This is a genomic window from Streptomyces sp. NPDC023481, assembly GCF_055560195.1.
On sequence record NZ_JBVHJE010000001.1, the window covers coordinates 459,139 to 477,280 of the forward strand.

General features: G+C 68.8%; 22 protein-coding genes. 21 read left to right on the plus strand and 1 reads right to left on the minus strand.

The window, feature by feature from the left end; translation table 11 throughout:
* The 18 genes from rplR to ACZ3ZD_RS02320 all read left to right on the plus strand — a co-directional run bounded on the left by rplR (position 1) and on the right by ACZ3ZD_RS02320 (position 14,466).
* Complete coding sequence (rplR, locus tag ACZ3ZD_RS02235; protein WP_014674380.1) at positions 1-384, plus strand: 50S ribosomal protein L18; 384 nt, start codon at positions 1-3, stop codon at positions 382-384.
* Positions 385-420: 36 nt separating this feature from the next.
* Positions 421-1,026 carry a 30S ribosomal protein S5 gene (gene rpsE, locus ACZ3ZD_RS02240; protein WP_014674381.1) on the plus strand — a complete coding sequence of 202 codons (606 nt, stop codon included), beginning with the start codon at positions 421-423 and terminating at the stop codon, positions 1,024-1,026.
* A 2-nt stretch (positions 1,027-1,028) separates the two neighbouring features.
* Complete coding sequence (gene rpmD, locus ACZ3ZD_RS02245) at positions 1,029-1,211, plus strand: 50S ribosomal protein L30 (protein ID WP_003974250.1); 183 nt, start codon at positions 1,029-1,031, stop codon at positions 1,209-1,211.
* A 2-nt stretch (positions 1,212-1,213) separates the two neighbouring features.
* Positions 1,214-1,669 (plus strand): 50S ribosomal protein L15, encoded by a 456-nt coding sequence (gene rplO / locus ACZ3ZD_RS02250; RefSeq protein ID WP_023547373.1) that lies wholly within the window; start codon positions 1,214-1,216, stop codon positions 1,667-1,669.
* A 189-nt stretch (positions 1,670-1,858) separates the two neighbouring features.
* Complete coding sequence (secY, locus tag ACZ3ZD_RS02255; protein WP_467392556.1) at positions 1,859-3,172, plus strand: preprotein translocase subunit SecY; 1,314 nt, start codon at positions 1,859-1,861, stop codon at positions 3,170-3,172.
* Entirely contained in the window at positions 3,172-3,837 is a 666-nt protein-coding gene (locus ACZ3ZD_RS02260; RefSeq protein WP_467392558.1) for an adenylate kinase, read from the plus strand. The genes secY and ACZ3ZD_RS02260 overlap by 1 nt, the downstream gene beginning before the upstream one ends.
* Before the next feature lie 98 nt (positions 3,838-3,935).
* Positions 3,936-4,772, plus strand: a complete 837-nt coding sequence (gene map, locus ACZ3ZD_RS02265; protein WP_467393267.1) for a type I methionyl aminopeptidase — start codon at positions 3,936-3,938, stop codon at positions 4,770-4,772.
* 141 nt (positions 4,773-4,913) lie between these two features.
* Complete coding sequence (gene infA, locus ACZ3ZD_RS02270; protein ID WP_003948620.1) at positions 4,914-5,135, plus strand: translation initiation factor IF-1; 222 nt, start codon at positions 4,914-4,916, stop codon at positions 5,133-5,135.
* A gap of 60 nt (positions 5,136-5,195) precedes the next feature.
* The gene (gene rpmJ / locus ACZ3ZD_RS02275) at positions 5,196-5,309 is read left to right on the plus strand and encodes a 50S ribosomal protein L36 (protein WP_003998809.1); all 114 of its coding nucleotides are present in this window, start codon (positions 5,196-5,198) and stop codon (positions 5,307-5,309) included.
* A gap of 195 nt (positions 5,310-5,504) precedes the next feature.
* Positions 5,505-5,885, plus strand: a complete 381-nt coding sequence (gene rpsM, locus ACZ3ZD_RS02280) for a 30S ribosomal protein S13 (protein ID WP_014674386.1) — start codon at positions 5,505-5,507, stop codon at positions 5,883-5,885.
* 65 nt (positions 5,886-5,950) lie between these two features.
* Entirely contained in the window at positions 5,951-6,355 is a 405-nt protein-coding gene (gene rpsK / locus ACZ3ZD_RS02285; RefSeq protein WP_003956432.1) for a 30S ribosomal protein S11, read from the plus strand.
* 151 nt (positions 6,356-6,506) lie between these two features.
* Complete coding sequence (locus ACZ3ZD_RS02290) at positions 6,507-7,529, plus strand: DNA-directed RNA polymerase subunit alpha (RefSeq protein WP_003966937.1); 1,023 nt, start codon at positions 6,507-6,509, stop codon at positions 7,527-7,529.
* Between the two features lie 85 nt (positions 7,530-7,614).
* Positions 7,615-8,109, plus strand: a complete 495-nt coding sequence (gene rplQ, locus ACZ3ZD_RS02295) for a 50S ribosomal protein L17 (RefSeq protein ID WP_467392560.1) — start codon at positions 7,615-7,617, stop codon at positions 8,107-8,109.
* A gap of 95 nt (positions 8,110-8,204) precedes the next feature.
* Positions 8,205-9,068 (plus strand): tRNA pseudouridine(38-40) synthase TruA, encoded by an 864-nt coding sequence (gene truA / locus ACZ3ZD_RS02300; RefSeq protein ID WP_467392562.1) that lies wholly within the window; start codon positions 8,205-8,207, stop codon positions 9,066-9,068.
* 383 nt (positions 9,069-9,451) lie between these two features.
* Positions 9,452-10,870 (plus strand): glycosyltransferase family 2 protein, encoded by a 1,419-nt coding sequence (locus tag ACZ3ZD_RS02305; RefSeq protein ID WP_467393269.1) that lies wholly within the window; start codon positions 9,452-9,454, stop codon positions 10,868-10,870.
* Entirely contained in the window at positions 10,870-11,895 is a 1,026-nt protein-coding gene (locus ACZ3ZD_RS02310; RefSeq protein ID WP_467392564.1) for a glycoside hydrolase family 26 protein, read from the plus strand. Before ACZ3ZD_RS02305 ends, ACZ3ZD_RS02310 begins: the two co-directional genes overlap by 1 nt.
* The gene (locus ACZ3ZD_RS02315; protein WP_467392566.1) at positions 11,892-13,700 is read left to right on the plus strand and encodes a glycosyltransferase family 39 protein; all 1,809 of its coding nucleotides are present in this window, start codon (positions 11,892-11,894) and stop codon (positions 13,698-13,700) included. Before ACZ3ZD_RS02310 ends, ACZ3ZD_RS02315 begins: the two co-directional genes overlap by 4 nt.
* A 25-nt stretch (positions 13,701-13,725) precedes the next feature.
* Entirely contained in the window at positions 13,726-14,466 is a 741-nt protein-coding gene (locus ACZ3ZD_RS02320) for a polyprenol monophosphomannose synthase (protein ID WP_467392568.1), read from the plus strand.
* A 6-nt stretch (positions 14,467-14,472) separates the two neighbouring features.
* Here the strand turns inward: ACZ3ZD_RS02320 and ACZ3ZD_RS02325 are convergent, their stop codons facing one another.
* Positions 14,473-15,348, minus strand: a complete 876-nt coding sequence (locus ACZ3ZD_RS02325; protein ID WP_467392570.1) for a hypothetical protein — start codon at positions 15,346-15,348, stop codon at positions 14,473-14,475.
* A gap of 268 nt (positions 15,349-15,616) precedes the next feature.
* On the opposite strand from ACZ3ZD_RS02325, the gene rplM reads away from it, so the two are divergent.
* From rplM to glmM, 3 genes are all read left to right on the plus strand, one after another.
* Positions 15,617-16,060 (plus strand): 50S ribosomal protein L13, encoded by a 444-nt coding sequence (gene rplM / locus ACZ3ZD_RS02330; RefSeq protein WP_014674395.1) that lies wholly within the window; start codon positions 15,617-15,619, stop codon positions 16,058-16,060.
* A gap of 42 nt (positions 16,061-16,102) precedes the next feature.
* The gene (gene rpsI, locus ACZ3ZD_RS02335) at positions 16,103-16,615 is read left to right on the plus strand and encodes a 30S ribosomal protein S9 (protein ID WP_019754544.1); all 513 of its coding nucleotides are present in this window, start codon (positions 16,103-16,105) and stop codon (positions 16,613-16,615) included.
* 156 nt (positions 16,616-16,771) lie between these two features.
* A complete protein-coding gene (glmM, locus tag ACZ3ZD_RS02340; protein ID WP_467392573.1) occupies positions 16,772-18,130 on the plus strand; it encodes a phosphoglucosamine mutase in 1,359 nt (452 codons plus the stop codon).
* Positions 18,131-18,142 lie beyond the last annotated feature (12 nt).

Sequence of the window (18,142 nt, forward strand, 5' to 3'; positions counted from 1 at the left end):
ATGGCATACGGGCAGAAGATCCTCAAGGGCGACGCCTACAAGCGCGCCGCGATCAAGCGCCGTCACATCCGGATCCGCAAGCGGATCTCCGGTACGGCGGAGCGCCCCCGTCTGGTCGTGACCCGCTCCAACCGCCACATCGTGGCGCAGGTGATCGACGACCTGAAGGGCCACACCCTGGCGTCGGCGTCCACTCTGGACGCGTCGATCCGTGGCGGCGAGGCCGACAAGTCCGCGCAGGCCAAGCAGGTCGGCGCCCTGGTCGCCGAGCGTGCGAAGGCCGCCGGTGTCGAGGCCGTCGTGTTCGACCGTGGTGGCAACCAGTACGCCGGGCGCATCGCCGCCCTGGCGGACGCCGCCCGCGAAGCCGGGCTCAAGTTCTGAGCCGCTTGTAGCTAGCGGAAAGAGAGAGGTAATCCAATGGCTGGACCCCAGCGCCGCGGAAGCGGTGCCGGTGGCGGCGAGCGGCGGGACCGGAAGGGCCGTGACGGCGGCGCTGCTGCCGCCGAGAAGACCGCGTACGTCGAGCGCGTCGTCGCGATCAACCGCGTCGCCAAGGTTGTGAAGGGTGGTCGTCGCTTCAGCTTCACCGCGCTGGTCGTGGTGGGCGACGGTGACGGCACCGTGGGTGTCGGATACGGCAAGGCCAAGGAGGTGCCGGCCGCCATCGCCAAGGGTGTTGAGGAGGCCAAGAAGCACTTCTTCAAGGTCCCCCGCATCCAGGGCACCATCCCCCACCCCATCCAGGGTGAGAAGGCTGCCGGCGTCGTGCTGCTCAAGCCCGCGTCCCCGGGTACCGGTGTGATCGCCGGTGGTCCGGTGCGCGCCGTGCTCGAGTGCGCCGGTATCCACGACGTGCTGTCGAAGTCGCTCGGCTCCGACAACGCCATCAACATCGTGCACGCGACCGTGGAGGCCCTGAAGGGTCTGCAGCGCCCCGAGGAGATCGCGGCCCGCCGTGGTCTGCCGCTCGAGGACGTCGCTCCCGCGGCCCTGCTGCGTGCGCGTGCCGGGGTGGGTGCGTAATCATGGCGCAGCTCAAGATCACGCAGGTCAAGTCCTACATCGGCAGCAAGCAGAACCACCGTGACACCCTGCGCTCCCTTGGTCTCAAGGGCATCAACACGCAGGTCGTCAAGGAGGACCGCCCCGAGTTCCGCGGCATGGTGCACACCGTCCGCCACCTCGTGACGGTCGAGGAGGTCGACTGATCATGGCGGAGCAGAACCCGCTCAAGATCCACAACCTCCGTCCCGCCCCGGGCGCCAAGACCGCCAAGACCCGTGTGGGTCGTGGTGAGGCGTCGAAGGGTAAGACGGCCGGTCGTGGTACCAAGGGCACCAAGGCCCGCTACCAGGTTCCGGAGCGCTTCGAGGGTGGCCAGATGCCGCTGCACATGCGCCTCCCGAAGCTGAAGGGCTTCAAGAACCCGTTCAAGACCGAGTTCCAGGTCGTGAACCTCGACAAGCTGGCCGCGCTCTACCCCGAGGGTGGCGAGGTCACCGTCGAGGGTCTGGTGGCCAAGGGTGCCGTTCGCAAGAACAGCCTCGTCAAGGTCCTCGGCCAGGGCGAGATCTCCGTGGCGCTGCAGGTGACGGTCGACGCCGTCTCCGGCTCCGCCAAGGAGAAGATCACCGCCGCCGGCGGCACGGTCACCGAGCTCGTCTGAGTCCTTCGGACGACGCCTCGATGACGTAGACGATCCCGACCGGGGATACCTCACAATGAGGTATCCCCGGTTGGTCGTTCCTAGGGGGGCAGTGTCGCCGGTAAGGTGGCCTGCACTGTTCTTTTTCGTATTCGTCGAACCTCACACCGTCACCCTTGACGCAGTCGCGCGGGGGTCGCAGGAGGCACCGTGCTCACCGCGTTCGCCCGGGCGTTCAGGACGCCCGACCTGCGCAAGAAGCTGCTCTTCACACTGGGCATCATCGTGGTCTACCGGGTCGGTACCCACATCCCGATCCCCGGCGTGAACTACAAGGCAGTCCAGACCTGTGTGAACGAGGCGCAGGGCAACCAGGGCCTGTTCGGCCTCGTGAACATGTTCAGCGGTGGCGCGCTGCTGCAGATCACGATCTTCGCGCTCGGCATCATGCCGTACATCACGGCGAGCATCATCCTGCAGCTGCTGACCGTGGTGATCCCGCGCCTGGAGGCCCTGAAGAAGGAGGGCCAGGCCGGCACGGCGAAGATCACGCAGTACACCCGCTACCTCACCGTCGCGCTCGCCATCCTGCAGGGCACCGGTCTGGTGGCCACCGCCCGCAGCGGCGCGCTCTTCAACGGCTGCTCGGTCGCCACGAGCATCGTCCCCGACCAGGCGATCTTCACCACGATCACGATGGTCATCTGCATGACCGCGGGTACGGCCGTGGTGATGTGGCTCGGTGAGCTGATCACCGACCGCGGCATCGGCAACGGCATGTCGATCCTGATGTTCATCTCGATCGCCGCGACCTTCCCGTCCGCGCTGTGGGCCATCAAGAAGCAGGGCACGCTGGCCGGCGGCTGGATCGAGTTCGGCACGGTCATCGCGGTGGGCCTGGTCATGGTCGCGCTCGTCGTCTTCGTGGAGCAGGCCCAGCGCCGCATCCCGGTGCAGTACGCGAAGCGCATGATCGGGCGCCGGTCCTACGGCGGTACGTCCACGTACATCCCGCTCAAGGTGAACCAGGCCGGTGTGATCCCGGTGATCTTCGCCTCCTCGCTGCTCTACATTCCGGCGCTGGTGGCGCAGTTCGCGGGGGGCAAGTCGAACTGGAAGACCTGGATCGAGCAGAACCTCACCAAGGGCGACCACCCGATCTACATCGTTTCGTACTTCCTGCTCATCGTGTTCTTCGCGTTCTTCTACGTGGCGATCTCCTTCAACCCCGAGGAAGTCGCCGACAACATGAAGAAGTATGGTGGCTTCATCCCGGGCATCCGGGCTGGCCGACCGACCGCTGAGTACCTGAGCTACGTGCTCAACCGGATCACCTGGCCGGGTTCGCTGTATCTGGGTCTGATCGCTCTCGTACCGACAATGGCGTTGGTGGGCTTTGGGGCAAGCCAGAACTTCCCGTTCGGCGGGACCAGCATCCTGATCATCGTGGGTGTCGGTCTCGAGACGGTGAAGCAGATCGAGAGCCAGCTCCAGCAGCGCAATTACGAAGGGTTCCTCCGCTGATGCGTATCGTCCTCGTCGGGCCGCCGGGTGCCGGTAAGGGAACGCAAGCCGTCCGGCTCGCAGAGAAGCTGGCCATCCCGCACATCTCCACGGGCGACCTGTTCCGGGCCAACATCAGCCGGCAGACCGAGCTGGGCAGGCTCGCGAAGTCCTACATGGACGCCGGCAACCTCGTCCCCGACGAGGTGACCATCGCGATGGCCAGGGACCGGATGGAGCAGCCGGACGCGGTGAACGGCTTCCTGCTCGACGGCTTCCCGCGCAACGTCTCGCAGGCGGAGGCGCTGGACGAGCTGCTGCGCAGCGAGGACATCACCCTGGACGCGGTCCTCGACCTGGAAGTCCCCGAGGACGAGGTCGTCAAACGCATCGCGGGCCGGCGCATCTGCCGGAACGACTCCTCCCACGTCTTCCACGTGACGTACAGCAAGCCGAAGCAGGAGGGCGTCTGCGACGTCTGCGGCGGCGAGCTGTACCAGCGCGACGACGACTCCGAGGACACCGTGCGCAAGCGGCTGGAGGTCTACCACTCGCAGACCGAGCCGATCATCGACTACTACAAGGCGCAGGGGCTGGTCGTGACGATCTCCGCCCTGGGTCCGGTGGACGAGATCACGCAGCGGGCGCTGGAGGCCCTCAAGCGCGAGAAGGCCGAGAACAAGTAGTTCGCGGTCCTTCCGGCCGCGGTGCCTGCCCGGGCGCCGCGGCCGTACTGTTGTACAGGTACCCAGTCGACGTGAGTGACGGAGAGCGCAGGCCACCCATGGTGCAGATCAAGACCCCCGAGCAGATCGCGAAGATGCGGGCGGCGGGCCTTGTCGTAGCCGCCATCCACGCCGCCACCCGGGAGGCGGCGGTGCCGGGTGCCACCACCAGGGACCTGGACGAGGTGGCCCGCAAGGTCCTCGCCGAGCACGGCGCGAAGTCGAACTTCCTGGGCTACGGCGGCTTCCCCGCGACCATCTGCACCTCCGTGAACGACGTGGTCGTGCACGGCATCCCCTCCGACGACGTCGTCCTGAAGGACGGCGACATCATCTCCATCGACTGCGGCGCGATCGTCGACGGCTGGCACGGCGACGCCGCCTACACCGCGTTCGTGGGCTCCGGCCACTCCCCGGAGCTGGTCGAGCTGTCCCGGGTGACGGAGGAGTCGATGTGGGCCGGCATCGCGGCCATGAAGCAGGGCAACCGCCTGGTCGACGTGAGCCGGGCGATCGAGACCTACATCCGCCGCCAGCCCAAGCCGGGCGGCGGCAAGTACGGGATCATCGAGGACTACGGCGGCCACGGCATCGGCACCGAGATGCACATGGACCCGCACCTGCTGAACTACGTCGACCGCCGCCGCGGCAAGGGCCCCAAGCTGGTGCCCGGCTTCTGCCTGGCGATCGAGCCGATGGTCTCGCTCGGGACCCCGCGCACGGAGGTCCTCTCCGACGACTGGACGGTCATCACGACGGACGGCACCTGGTCCTCGCACTGGGAGCACTCGGTCGCCCTGACCGAGCAGGGCCCGCTGGTCCTGACCGCCCCCGACGGCGGCCGGGCCAAGCTCGCCGAGTACGGCGTCACGGCCGCCCCCGACCCTCTCGCTTAGGGATCACCGGTATGGGGCAGACTTCCTCGATTCGCGTTTCAGGGTGCTCCGACGTAGACTGACTCGTCGGCTCTCGTGCACCCGCATGCCTGCATGCGCTCGTGCGGAGTCGATCAAGGTAGTCGATTCGAAGGGCGAAGCGTGGCCAAGAAGCAAGGTGCCATCGAGATCGAGGGCACTGTCGTCGAGTCTCTGCCGAACGCCATGTTCAAGGTCGAGCTCCAGAACGGCCACCAGGTCCTGGCACACATCAGCGGCAAGATGCGTATGCACTACATCCGCATCCTCCCTGACGACCGGGTCGTGGTGGAGTTGTCTCCGTACGACCTGACGCGTGGCCGGATCGTCTACCGGTACAAGTAGATCTTGCCCGCGCCCCGGGCCCGCCCGGTGCGATGGCACTGACCCGGAGAACCTCACCCCATGAAGGTCAAGCCGAGCGTCAAGAAGATCTGCGACAAGTGCAGGGTGATCCGCCGTCACGGCCGGGTCATGGTCATCTGCGAGAACCCGCGCCACAAGCAGCGCCAGGGCTGACGCACGACCATCACCCTCTGCACCTCTATCGCAGAGATTCGCGCGACGCGAGCTGAAATGTTCATACGCAGGACCCGAGCCGCCCGATACGGCTCGACACCCCCGGTCGGAGGCCGGGGACCCGGTTCGTACCTGGTACGGCGGCCGGGAGCCGGTTCTGTGGAAGACCTCCGAAGATTCACCAGGAGCCATTGAATGGCACGCGTTTCCGGTGTCGACATCCCGCGCGACAAGCGCGTGGAGATCGCCCTCACCTACGTGTTCGGCATCGGCCGGACCCTCTCGAAGGAGACGCTGGCTGCGACCGGCGTCGACCCGAACACCCGCGTTCGTGACCTCTCCGAAGAGCAGCTGGTCGCGATCCGCGAGTACGTCGACAACAACATCAAGACCGAGGGTGACCTCCGTCGCGAGATCCAGGCCGACATCCGCCGCAAGGTCGAGATCGGTACCTACCAGGGTCTCCGTCACCGTCGCGGTCTGCCCGTCCGCGGTCAGCGCACCAGCACCAACGCTCGCACCCGCAAGGGGCCGCGTCGCGCCATCGCCGGCAAGAAGAAGCCGGGCAAGAAGTAGTCCGCAGCGGACACCTGTCCACGGTCTTCGCTGTAGGACCGACCACCTCCCGTAGGAGTTAGTAGATGCCCCCCAAGGGACGTCAGGGCGCTGCCAAGAAGGTGCGCCGCAAGGAAAAGAAGAACGTCGCTCACGGCCACGCGCACATCAAGAGCACGTTCAACAACACGATCGTCTCCATCACGGACCCGTCCGGCAACGTGATCTCCTGGGCCTCCGCCGGCCACGTCGGCTTCAAGGGCTCCCGGAAGTCCACGCCGTTCGCCGCGCAGATGGCCGCCGAGTCGGCTGCCCGCCGCGCCCAGGAGCACGGCATGCGCAAGGTCGACGTGTTCGTGAAGGGCCCGGGTTCCGGTCGTGAGACCGCGATCCGTTCCCTGCAGGCCACGGGCCTCGAGGTCGGCTCCATCCAGGACGTCACCCCGACCCCGCACAACGGCTGCCGCCCGCCGAAGCGCCGTCGCGTCTGACGCACCGGCCGCTTCAGGGACTTCCGGGCGGTACGGCCCCCTGCAAAGGGCCGTATCGCCCGTACCCTTGCAGTACCCGCGCTTCTCACAGGTGCGGTTTCCGTCGGACGTCAAATAGCGGGCGTCCACGAAAGAAGGATCTGATCCACACATGCTGATCGCTCAGCGTCCCTCGTTGACCGAAGAGGTCGTCGACGAGTTCCGCTCCCGGTTCGTGATCGAGCCGCTGGAGCCGGGCTTCGGTTACACCCTCGGCAACTCCCTCCGCCGTACCCTCCTGTCCTCGATCCCCGGTGCCGCTGTCACCAGCATCCGGATCGACGGCGTGCTGCACGAGTTCACCACCGTGCCGGGCGTCAAGGAGGACGTCACCGACCTGATCCTCAACATCAAGCAGCTGGTCGTCTCCTCGGAGCACGACGAGCCGGTCGTGATGTACCTGCGCAAGCAGGGCCCGGGTCTGGTCACCGCCGCCGACATCGCGCCCCCGGCCGGTGTCGAGGTGCACAACCCCGACCTCGTCCTCGCCACGCTCAACGGCAAGGGCAAGCTGGAGATGGAGCTGACCGTCGAGCGCGGTCGCGGCTACGTCTCCGCCGTGCAGAACAAGCAGGTGGGCCAGGAGATCGGCCGTATCCCGGTCGACTCGATCTACTCGCCGGTTCTCAAGGTCACCTACAAGGTCGAGGCCACGCGTGTCGAGCAGCGCACCGACTTCGACAAGCTGATCGTCGACGTCGAGACCAAGCAGGCGATGCGTCCGCGTGACGCCATGGCCTCCGCCGGTAAGACGCTGGTCGAGCTGTTCGGTCTCGCCCGCGAGCTGAACATCGACGCCGAGGGCATCGACATGGGCCCGTCCCCGACGGACGCCGCCCTCGCCGCCGACCTGGCGCTGCCGATCGAGGAGCTGGAGCTCACCGTTCGGTCGTACAACTGCCTCAAGCGCGAGGGCATCCACTCCGTGGGTGAGCTGGTCGCGCGTTCCGAGGCCGACCTCCTCGACATTCGCAACTTCGGTGCGAAGTCCATCGACGAGGTCAAGGCGAAGCTGGCCGGCATGGGCCTGGCCCTGAAGGACAGCCCGCCCGGATTCGACCCCACGGCCGCCGCGGACGCCTTCGGTGCGGACGACGACGCGGACGCGGGTTTCGTGGAGACCGAGCAGTACTGATCGGTCGTTGCCGGTGAGCATCCGCTCATCGGGTTCCTGACCCCGGTACCTGATACGGCCGGGGCAGACACACAGGAGAAGAACCATGCCGAAGCCCACCAAGGGTGCCCGTCTGGGCGGCAGCGCCGCGCACGAGAAGCTGCTCCTCGCGAACCTCGCGAAGAGCCTCTTCGAGCACGGCCGGATCACCACCACCGAGGCGAAGGCGCGCAAGCTGCGTCCGTACGCCGAGCGTCTGGTCACCAAGGCGAAGAAGGGCGACCTTCACAACCGCCGTCAGGTGCTCCAGGTGATCACGGACAAGAGCGTCGTCCACACGCTCTTCACCGAGATCGGCCCGCGCTACGAGAACCGTCCCGGTGGCTACACCCGCATCACCAAGATCGGTAACCGCCGTGGCGACAACGCGCCCATGGCCGTCATCGAGCTGGTCGAGGCGCTGACGGTCGCCCAGCAGGCGACCGGCGAGGCCGAGGCCGCCACCAAGCGTGCGGTCAAGGAGTCCGAGGAGGCCAAGGCCTCCGAGACGACCGAGGCTCCGGCCGAGGAGGCCGCTGCCGAGGAGTCCAAGGACGCGTAAGCGTTCCGCGCGGCTCCCGCGCCCCTGACGGGCGTTCGCGGGCCCGCTCCTTTCGAGGAGCGGGCCCGCTTTCGTGTTCCTGAGAGGATCTGTACGTGAGTGATGAAGCAGCGCCCGGTTACGTCCGCCTCCGCCTCGACCTTTCCTACGACGGCACCGACTTCTCCGGGTGGGCCAAGCAGGCCGGGGGACGGCGGACCGTGCAGGGGGAGATCGAGGACGCCCTGCGGACGGTGACCCGGTCCCGGGAGACCTACGAGCTGACGGTCGCCGGGCGGACCGACGCCGGCGTGCACGCGCGCGGACAGGTCGCCCATGTCGATCTGCCCGAGGGCGTGTGGCGCGAGCATCACGAGAAGCTCCTCAAGCGGCTCGCCGGCCGGCTGCCGAGGGACGTCCGGGTCTGGGCGCTGCGCGAGGCGCCGAGCGGTTTCGACGCGCGGTTCTCGGCGGTGTGGCGGCGGTACGCCTACCGGGTCACCGACAACCCCGGGGGAGTGGATCCCCTGCTGCGCGGTCACGTCCTCTGGCACGACTGGCCGCTGGACGTGGACGCCATGAACGAGGCGGCCCGGGCGCTGCTCGGCGAGCACGACTTCGCCGCCTACTGCAAGAGGCGCGAGGGCGCGACCACGATCCGCACGCTCCAGGAGCTGAGCCTGGTCCGGGGCGACGACGGGATCATCACGGCGACCGTGCGGGCGGACGCGTTCTGCCACAACATGGTGCGCTCGCTGATCGGGGCGCTGCTGTTCGTCGGGGACGGGCACCGGGGTCCCGAGTGGCCCGGGAAGGTGCTGGCCGCGGGGGTGCGGGACTCCGCCGTGCATGTCGTACGGCCGCACGGGCTGACGCTGGAGGAGGTCGGCTACCCGGCCGACGAGCTGCTGGCGGCGCGCAACAGGGAGGCCCGGAACAAGCGGACGCTTCCCGGCGCGTCCGGCTGTGAAACCTGTTAGTTACGTTGCATTTCGTGTCACTTATGCCCCATGTCTGGACTTACCTGACGTAACGGTCGTGGCCAACTCTTACGCCTTTCACATACCTGGATTACTGTTACGCCTTCCGGCCGCATGTTCGACAGGGGTGGCCGGGTTGGCTGGGGGGTCGACGGGTCGTCACGGGCCCGGGGTTGGACAACGGAATGACTTCAGTGGGTCCCGTGCGGACCGGGGGGCGTCGCGCGGCGCGCCGCAGTGGTGGGCGGCGCCGGACGGGGCGCGGCGGGCACCCCGCGCTGGGCCTGCTGCCGCTGCCGCCGACGGACCGGGAGAAGTACTCCTACGCGCACCGGAACCTGTGGATCCTGACCATCAGCTCGCTGGTCAGCTTCTGCTGCCTGGTGACGAGCCAGTTCAAGCTGGCGCAGTCCACGCCGGTGCTGTGGATCTACACCCCGCTGCTGGTCTTCACGGTCGTCTACTACCTGATCTCGCTGCGGGTGAACGGCTTCACCCGGGACTTCGACATCGCCCACCACCGGCGGCTGGTGCAGAACTGGCGGCCCGAGGTCTACCCGACCGTCGACGTGTTCCTGCCGGTGTGCGGCGAGCCCATCGAGGTGCTGCACAACACCTGGCGGCACGTGCGGGCGATGGCCGACCGGTACCCGGGCCGCTGCGTGCCGTTCGTGCTGGACGACGGCGCGAGCCCGGAGCTGGCGGCGATGGCCCGGGACTTCGGCTTCCGCTACGGCACCCGGGACAACCGGGGCTGGTTCAAGAAGGCCGGCAACCTGCACTTCGGTTTCGGCCGGTCCGACGGCGAGTTCATCCTCATCCTCGACGCCGACTTCACCCCGCGCGCCGACCTGCTGGAGGAACTGCTGCCGTACATGGCGGACGATCCGCGGATCGGCATCGTCCAGTCCCCGCAGTACTTCCGGGTGCTGGACTCGCAGAACTGGATCGAGCGCGGTGCGGGCGCGGTGCAGGAGCTGTTCTACCGCTCCGTGCAGGTGTCCCGGCAGGGCAGTGACGGCGCCATCTGCGTCGGCTCCTGCGCGATCTACCGGCGTGCGGCCCTGGAGACCAACGGCGGTACGACCCTGATCGAGCACTCCGAGGACGTGCACACCGGCTTCGACCTGCGCGGACTCGGCTGGGACCTGCGCTATGTGCCGGTCGCCGTGTCCACGGGCGTGTGCCCGGACACCGCCGGCGCTTTCTTCAACCAGCAGTACCGCTGGTGCTCGGGCTCGATGAGTCTGCTGGGCAGCCGCAAGTTCTGGCAGGCGAGGATCCGGCTCTCCAGCCGGCTGTGCTACATGTCCGGGTTCTTCTACTACATCCACACCGCGCTGTTCACCTTCGCGGCCCCGGTCATCCCGATCGTGCTGCTGCTGATGATGCCGGAGAAGCTCAAGGTCGAGCACCTGCTCCTGGTGCTGCCCAGCATCCTCTACACCACGATCGTCTTTCCGATGTGGCACCGGGCGCCGTACCGCCTGGAGGCCTGGGCGGCCCGCATGATGTACGGCTGGGCGCACGTCTTCGCCATCTGGGACATCCTGCGCAAGAACCGCATGGGCTGGCAGCCGACCGGTTCCTCCGGCGCCAAGAAGAACAAGACGCGGCGCTTCTGGATCGGCATGTGGGCGTGGAGCGGCGGCACGGCGCTGGTCTGGGTCACCGCGGCGGTGTACCGGACCTTCACCATGAACGCCCCCGACTTCGCCCTGGTCCTGTCCTCCGGACTGTTCTACGCGCTGGTCGTCGGCCGCGTGCTGGTGCAGCCGCGCGCGGGGGCGGAAGCCGCCTGATGCGACTGACGAAACCTTTCTTCAGGGTTCGTGCGACCCTGGCCGGCACGCTCGCCGGCCTCCTCGCGCTCACCGGCTGCTCGCTCCTCGGCGACGACGGCGGCGCGCCCGGATCCGGCGCCGGCAAGGCGGCCCCGCACTCCTCGGCGAGCGCCCCCCAGGACATCCCCTACGACGTCACGCCCCTGCTCAAGCCCGCGAAGAAGTACTACGGCGTGGCCGTGCCGGGCGCCCCGACCTCCATGAAGAACGTCGACGCGTACACGAGGGCCACCGGCAAGCGGCCCAACCTCGTGGAGTACTACGCCGGCTGGGGCGACGGCTTCGACGCCTCCGGGGTGCGCAGGGCCTGGGCCGGGGGCGCGCTGACGCTGATGTCCTGGGAGCCCTTCGACACCCCGCTCGCCGACATCGCGGCGGGCAGGTCCGACACGTACCTCAAGGAGTACGCGACCGCCGTCCGCCGGCTGAACCTGCCCGTGGTGATCGACTTCGCGGACGAGTTCAACGGGGGCTGGGAGAAGTGGGGCACGAAGCACGTGACCCCGGCCCAGTACGTGGCCGCCTGGCGGCACATCCACCAGACCTTCGTGAAGACCGGCGCCACCAACGTCATCTGGGCCTGGTCGCCCAACATCGTCAACCCGGTGCCCGACGTGAAGCTCAAGCCGTACTACCCGGGCGACGCCTACGTCGACTGGGTCGGTCTGATCGGCTACTTCACCCTCGGCTCCGACAACTCCTTCGACAGCGTCTTCGGGACCACCCGGGACCGGATCCGCACCTTCACCAAGAAGCCGTTCCTGCTGCTGGAGACCGCCGCCATGCCCGGTGAGCGGCGCCGCGCCGACGTCAAGAACCTGTTCGCGGGCGTCGCGGCCGACGACGACATGCTCGGCTTCATCTGGTTCGACTACAAGAAGCGCGCCGACTGGCGGCTGGAGGCCAGCCCGTTGGCGCTGAACGAGTTCAAGCGCCTGGCCGCCGACGACCGGTTCGGCTTCGACGTACGGAAGCCGTCATGACCTCACGCCACTACATCCCCGAGCCGTACGACCCGTACGCCGACGACGAGCCGCAGGGCGGCTGGTTCAACTCCGACGGCTACATCCCGAGCCAGCCGCGGGGCTACGACGTCCCGCAGGCGTACGACAGCCCCGAAGCCGCCCAGGACCACGCCGTCCCCGACGGGTACGACTACGACCCCCGGACCTTCCCCTACCAGCGGGTCGACGACCAGGAGACGTTCGCGCTGCGGACCGTGCCGGAGACGGCCGAGCCGGCCGAACCCGGGTACCACGTGCCGCAGACCCCCGAGGTCGGCTGGGACATGGCCGCGAGCCGGCGACGGGCCTGGGTCAGCCGGGCCGTGCTGCTGTTCGTGCTGGCCGTGCAGGCGGTGCTCTCGCTGCGCCTGTCCAACACGGCGTTCCAGGACGAGGCCCTGTACCTGTCGGCCGGCCACGCCGAGCTGCAGCACCTGCTGCACGGCACCCCGCTGCCGGTGAACTACGCGGCCTACTTCTCCGGCTCGCCGCAGCTGTACCCGGTGCTCGCCGCCGCCGTCGACGGCCGCTTCGGGCTCGCCGGAGCGCGCACCCTCAGCCTGGCCTTCATGCTCGGCACCACCGCGCTGCTGTACTCCTTCACCCGACGGCTGTTCAACGAGCGGGCCGCGCTGGCCGGCGCGGCGCTCTTCGCCGTGGTGCAGTCGACCGTCGTCATGGGCTACTTCGCCACCTACGATGCCGCCGCCGTCTTCCTGCTGGCCCTGACCACCTGGATCGTCGTCCGCACCGACCGGGCGCCGGTGGCCGCCGTGCTGCTCGCCGCACCCGTCGCCGTGCTCGCCGTCGGCGTGAAGTACGCGTCGGGGCTGTACCTGCCGACCATCGTCGTGCTCGCGCTGCTCACCGGCTGGCCGCACAAGGGCGGCAGGGCCTTCCTGCGGATGCTGCTGCTCGCGCTCGGCATCGGCGCCCTGCTGGCGGTCGGCATGTACAGCACCGACCTGTTGGCCGGTGTGCGGCAGACCACCACCGCCCGCGACCACGGCTCCGACAGCGCCGCCTTCCTGCTCCAGCGGTCGGCCGAGTGGGGCGGGCTGATGTTCCTCACGGCCGTCGGCGGCGCGCTGTCCTATGTGCGGCGCAGCAGGATGAACGAGTCGCCGCTCGCCCACCGGCTCGGCAACCCCGGCTGGCGCTGGCGGGCGCTGCTCGGGCTGGTGCTGTGCGGCACCGCGCTGCTGGCGCCCGCGTACCAGGTGCACCTGGGCACGGTGGTGTCGCTGTTCAAGCACGTCGGGTTCGGACTGCTCTTCGCCGCGCCGATGGCCGGCGTGGGCGTGACCCGGCTGATCGGCGCCCACTTCCGCTACCCGCAGCTCGGCATCATGCTCTGGACGGTGACGCTCTGCCTCGGCATCTCCCAGGCGGACTGGCGGTTCGGCGTCTGGCCGGACTCCGCGAAGATGATCCAGGTCATCGACTCCCACGTGGACCGCGAGGGCCACTACCTGGCCGCGACGCCCGAGGTGCCCGTCTACTACCTGCGGGAGAAGACCAGCCAGCGGCAGTGGCAGGGCGTCTTCGCCATGGAGTACACGGACCGCAGGGGCCGGCACTTCTCCGGCGACGCCGGCTACCGGGCGGCGCTGCGCGACGGCGCGTACGACCTGGTCGTCCTGGACGGCCTCACCAATCCCCGGGTGGACACCGTCGTCGCGGACGCCCTCAAGGGCAACGCGCACTACCGGCTCCTCGCCGACCTGCCGTTCCGCAACTCCAGCGGAACCGGCCACTACCGCATCTGGATCAGGACATCCTGACCAGGACCTCCCGAGGCGGAAAGCTGTGAACGACGTGACACAGGTCACCGTGGTGATGCCGACCTACAACGAGGCGGCGAACCTGCCCGGCATGGCCGAGGCGGTGCTGGCCCTGCCCCTGGACGGGCTCCATCTGAAGATCGTGGACGACTCCAGCCCGGACGGCACCGGGCGGATCGCCGAGGAGCTGGCCGAGCGGCACAACCGGGCCGGCCGGCACCGGATGAGCGTGCTGCACCGCACCGAGAAGGACGGGCTGGGGCGGGCGTACACGGCCGGCATGTCCGCCGCGCTGGAGGAGGGCGCCCGCTACGTCGTCCAGATGGACGCCGACGGCAGCCACCCGGTGGAGGCCGTGCCCCGGATGCTTGAGGCGGCCCTGGACTCCGGCGCCGGGCTGGTCGTCGGCAGCCGGTACGTCGAGGGCGGCTCGCTGGACGAGCGGTGGGGCGCGCACCGGGTGCTGCTGTCCCGCTTCGCCAACCGGTACGCGCGCGCCGTCCTCGGCACCGAGATCCGGGACATCACCGCCGGCTTCAACCTGTGGTCGGCGGCGACCCTGCGGGACGTGGACCTGTCGTCCCTGGACAGCGCGGGCTACAGCTTCCAGGTGGAGCTGAAGTACAAGGCCGTACGGGCCGGGCACCGGGCCGTGGAGATCCCGATCCGCTTCACCGAGCGCACGGAGGGTGTCTCCAAGATGACGCTGCGCACCCAGCTGGAGTCGGCCGTGGTCCCCCTGCGGCTGCGGCTGAAGCGGCGCTAGGTCCGGTCACCGGTTCGCGGCGGCCGAGGCCTGGGCCTGGCCGCGGCGGTTGATCTGGTTCGCGGTGAACTGGGCCAGGTCGTTGCCGGTACGGAAGACCTTGGTGTCCTTGGTGGTGACGTTCTTGCCGCTGGTGAAGCCGGAGATCGTGAAGTAGGCGTAGCGGCCGTAGGCGTTGCGGGTGGAGCGGCAGAACGCGCCGTCGCAGAACGGCTTGACGCCCTTGCCGAACAGCGAGCGCACGAGGCTCCGGTCGTCGGTCTGCGCCTTGGCCTTCGCGGCCTGGGCGGCGGTGTCGAACACGGCGACGCCGACGGTGACCGCGATGCCGCCGTTGCTGTAGGTGGTGCGCATCAGGCGGGTGCAGCGGTTGGCGGTGAGGATCTTGGGCAGGGTGCCGCCGGCGGCGGTGGCGCAGCTCGTGGTGTCGGCCGTCGGGCCCTTCTTGTACACCGTGCCGCTCATGGTGAGCTGCTTGCCCGGGAACAGGGTGTCCGGGCCGAGCGGGGCGGTGTCCTTGGCGGCGCTGGATATGAATTCGCCCGGGTCCAGCGGTGGCGGGGCGCTGGTGGGCGCGAAGGACGGCGTCGCGCCGGCGGAGCCCGGTATGGAGGCGCTGGCGGGCAGGTTGGAGGGGCCGGCCTGCGGATCACCGCCGTTCGCGTTGACCACGGCCATGGCGACCGCGGTGCCTATCGCGACCGTGGCGAGCCCGCCGCCGGCTATGAACAGCAGCCTGCGGCGCTTGTTCCGCGTCTCCGAGGCCTCGGCGAGCGCGGCCCAGTCCGGTGTCCCGTCGTCGGCCGAGCTGGTCCACGGCTGCTGGGATTGCGGTTTCCAGGGATCCCACTGAGACTGGGGTCCCCCCTGCCCGTAGTTCATGGGGCGCATCTTAGACGGGGGGCCGGGGGTGCGGGGTCCGTCGACCGGCCTGCCTCGTTTTGACCCGTCCGGGGGCCGACCGGTAACCTACTTCTTCGTTGTGTATTGGCTTGCTCATTCTCACGGGACGGGCCCTTACACCGGTCCACCGGGCCGATGACCAGCGACCCCACGCACGCGGTTTGCGTCGCCGCAGTGGGTCAGGGCTGTCGTGATCGTTTCGGTGACCTTGTTTAGGACCATTCACTCGAAGCGAAGGCTACGAACCGTGCGTACGTACAGCCCCAAGCCCGGCGATGTGACGCGCCAGTGGCACGTCATCGACGCTCAGGACGTTGTCCTGGGCCGTCTCGCCACCACTGCTGCGACCCTCCTGCGGGGCAAGCACAAGCCGATCTACGCGCCGCACGTCGACGCTGGTGACTTCGTCATCATCATCAACGCCGACAAGGTGCACCTGTCCGGCAACAAGCGGACCCAGAAGATGGCGTACCGCCACTCCGGCTACCCGGGTGGTCTGCGCTCCGTCCGCTACGACGAGCTGCTCGACAAGAACCCCGAGAAGGCCATCGAGAAGGCCGTCAAGGGCATGCTCCCCAAGAACTCCCTGGGCCGTCAGATGCTCTCGAAGCTGAAGGTCTACAAGGGTGACCAGCACCCGCACGCTGCCCAGCAGCCGGTGCCGTTCGAGATCACCCAGGTCGCGCAGTAAGTCCGGCCACCCCCTAAGACCGAAGAGAATCTGAGGAGAATCGTGGCCGAGACCACTGCCGAGCAGCCGCTCGAAGAGCTTGACATCGACAGCTACACCACCGAGTCCGAGGTCCCCGTCGAGGGTGAGTACACCTCGGAGTCCCTGGCCTCCCGCTTCGGCGAGCCCCAGCCGGCCGCCGGCCTGGGTCGCCGCAAGAACGCCATCGCCCGCGTCCGGATCGTCCCGGGCACCGGCAAGTGGAAGATCAACGGCCGCACCCTCGAGGACTACTTCCCGAACAAGGTGCACCAGCAGGAAGTGAACGAGCCCTTCAAGGTGCTCGAGCTCGAGGGCCGTTACGACGTCGTCGCCCGCATCGCCGGTGGCGGTGTCTCCGGTCAGGCCGGTGCGCTCCGTCTCGGTGTCGCCCGTGCGCTGAACGAGGCCGACGTCGACAACAACCGCGGCCCGCTGAAGAAGGCCGGCTTCCTCAAGCGCGACGACCGTGCGGTCGAGCGCAAGAAGGCCGGTCTCAAGAAGGCCCGCAAGGCTCCGCAGTACAGCAAGCGCTAAGCAAGAGCTGCCTGCTCGTACTCCGAACGCCCCGGCGGCACGCCATGTGTGCCCCCGGGGCGTTCGCTTATCCGAGCCAAGGGCGTATAACGACACAAGACGCTCTACGGCTTGTGTGATCGCATGCTTCCTCGACCTGTTTCCCCGGGAGGACAAGTGGGACGACTCTTCGGCACGGACGGCGTGCGCGGTGTCGCCAACGCGGATCTGACGGCCGAGATGGCGCTCGGCCTCTCCGTCGCCGCGGCGCACGTGCTGGCCGAGGCGGGCACCTTCGAGGGCCACAAGCCGACGGCGGTGGTCGGACGGGACCCGCGCGCGTCCGGGGAGTTCCTGGAGGCGGCCGTGGTCGCCGGGCTGGCGAGCGCGGGCGTGGACGTGCTGCGGGTCGGCGTGCTGCCGACGCCCGCGGTGGCCCACCTGACCGGCGCGCTCGGCGCCGACCTCGGCGTGATGCTCTCCGCCAGCCACAACGCCATGCCGGACAACGGCGTCAAGTTCTTCGCCCGCGGCGGCCACAAGCTCGCCGACGAGCTGGAGGACCGGATCGAGGCGGTGTACGAGGCGCACCGGCACGGCGAGCCCTGGGAGCGGCCGACGGGCGCCGGGGTCGGCCGCGTACGGTCGTACGGCGAGGGCTTCGAGCAGTACGTCGCCCACCTGCTGTCGGTCCTGCCCAACCGGCTCGACGGGCTGAAGGTCGTCCTGGACGAAGCGCACGGCGCGGCCTCGGGGGTCTCGCCGGAGGTGTTCGCCCGGGCCGGCGCCCAGGTCGTCACGATCGGCGCCGAGCCGGACGGCCTCAACATCAACGACGGCTGCGGCTCGACCCACCTGGACCAGCTCAAGGCGGCGGTCCTGGAGCACGGCGCGCACCTCGGCATCGCGCACGACGGCGACGCCGACCGCTGCCTGGCCGTGGACCACACCGGCGAGGAGGTCGACGGCGACCAGATCCTCTCCGTGCTCGCGCTGGCGATGCGGGAGCGTTCCGCACTGCGCTCCGACACCGTCGTCGCGACCGTGATGTCCAATCTGGGCTTCAAGCTGGCCATGGAGCGCGAGGGCATCCGGCTCGTGCAGACCGCCGTCGGCGACCGGTACGTCCTGGAGGAGATGAAGGAGCACGGCTACGCCCTCGGCGGCGAGCAGTCCGGGCACGTCATCATCCTCGACCACGCGACCACCGGGGACGGCACGCTGACCGGGCTGCTGCTGGCGGCGCGGGTCGCCGAGAGCGGCCGTACGCTGCGGGAGCTGGCCTCCGTCATGGAGCGGCTGCCGCAGGTCCTCGTCAACGTGCCCGACGTGGACAGGTCGCGGGTGGGAACGTCCGCGGACCTCGCCGCCGCCGTGGCCGAGGCCGAGAAGGAGCTGGGGGCCACCGGCCGGGTGCTGCTGCGGCCCTCCGGTACGGAGCCGCTGGTACGGGTCATGGTCGAGGCCGCCGACATCGAGCAGGCCCGCGCGGTCGCCGGGCGGCTGGCCGACGCGGTCAAGTCCGCACTGGGGTAGTGCCCCGGCGCC

Excerpts from the sequence above, each read along its gene's own strand:
- rplR (WP_014674380.1), top strand. The coding sequence starts at position 1 with ATGGCATACGGGCAGAAGATCCTCAAGGGCGACGCCTACAAGCGCGCC.
- rpsE (WP_014674381.1), top strand. The coding sequence starts at position 421 with ATGGCTGGACCCCAGCGCCGCGGAAGCGGTGCCGGTGGCGGCGAGCGG.
- rpmD (WP_003974250.1), top strand. The coding sequence starts at position 1,029 with ATGGCGCAGCTCAAGATCACGCAGGTCAAGTCCTACATCGGCAGCAAG.
- rplO (WP_023547373.1), top strand. The coding sequence starts at position 1,214 with ATGGCGGAGCAGAACCCGCTCAAGATCCACAACCTCCGTCCCGCCCCG.
- ACZ3ZD_RS02260 (WP_467392558.1), top strand. The coding sequence starts at position 3,172 with ATGCGTATCGTCCTCGTCGGGCCGCCGGGTGCCGGTAAGGGAACGCAA.
- map (WP_467393267.1), top strand. The coding sequence starts at position 3,936 with ATGGTGCAGATCAAGACCCCCGAGCAGATCGCGAAGATGCGGGCGGCG.
- rpmJ (WP_003998809.1), top strand. The coding sequence starts at position 5,196 with ATGAAGGTCAAGCCGAGCGTCAAGAAGATCTGCGACAAGTGCAGGGTG.
- rpsM (WP_014674386.1), top strand. The coding sequence starts at position 5,505 with ATGGCACGCGTTTCCGGTGTCGACATCCCGCGCGACAAGCGCGTGGAG.
- rpsK (WP_003956432.1), top strand. The coding sequence starts at position 5,951 with ATGCCCCCCAAGGGACGTCAGGGCGCTGCCAAGAAGGTGCGCCGCAAG.
- ACZ3ZD_RS02290 (WP_003966937.1), top strand. The coding sequence starts at position 6,507 with ATGCTGATCGCTCAGCGTCCCTCGTTGACCGAAGAGGTCGTCGACGAG.
- rplQ (WP_467392560.1), top strand. The coding sequence starts at position 7,615 with ATGCCGAAGCCCACCAAGGGTGCCCGTCTGGGCGGCAGCGCCGCGCAC.
- ACZ3ZD_RS02310 (WP_467392564.1), top strand. The coding sequence starts at position 10,870 with ATGCGACTGACGAAACCTTTCTTCAGGGTTCGTGCGACCCTGGCCGGC.
- ACZ3ZD_RS02315 (WP_467392566.1), top strand. The coding sequence starts at position 11,892 with ATGACCTCACGCCACTACATCCCCGAGCCGTACGACCCGTACGCCGAC.
- ACZ3ZD_RS02325 (WP_467392570.1), bottom strand. The coding sequence starts at position 15,348 with ATGAACTACGGGCAGGGGGGACCCCAGTCTCAGTGGGATCCCTGGAAA.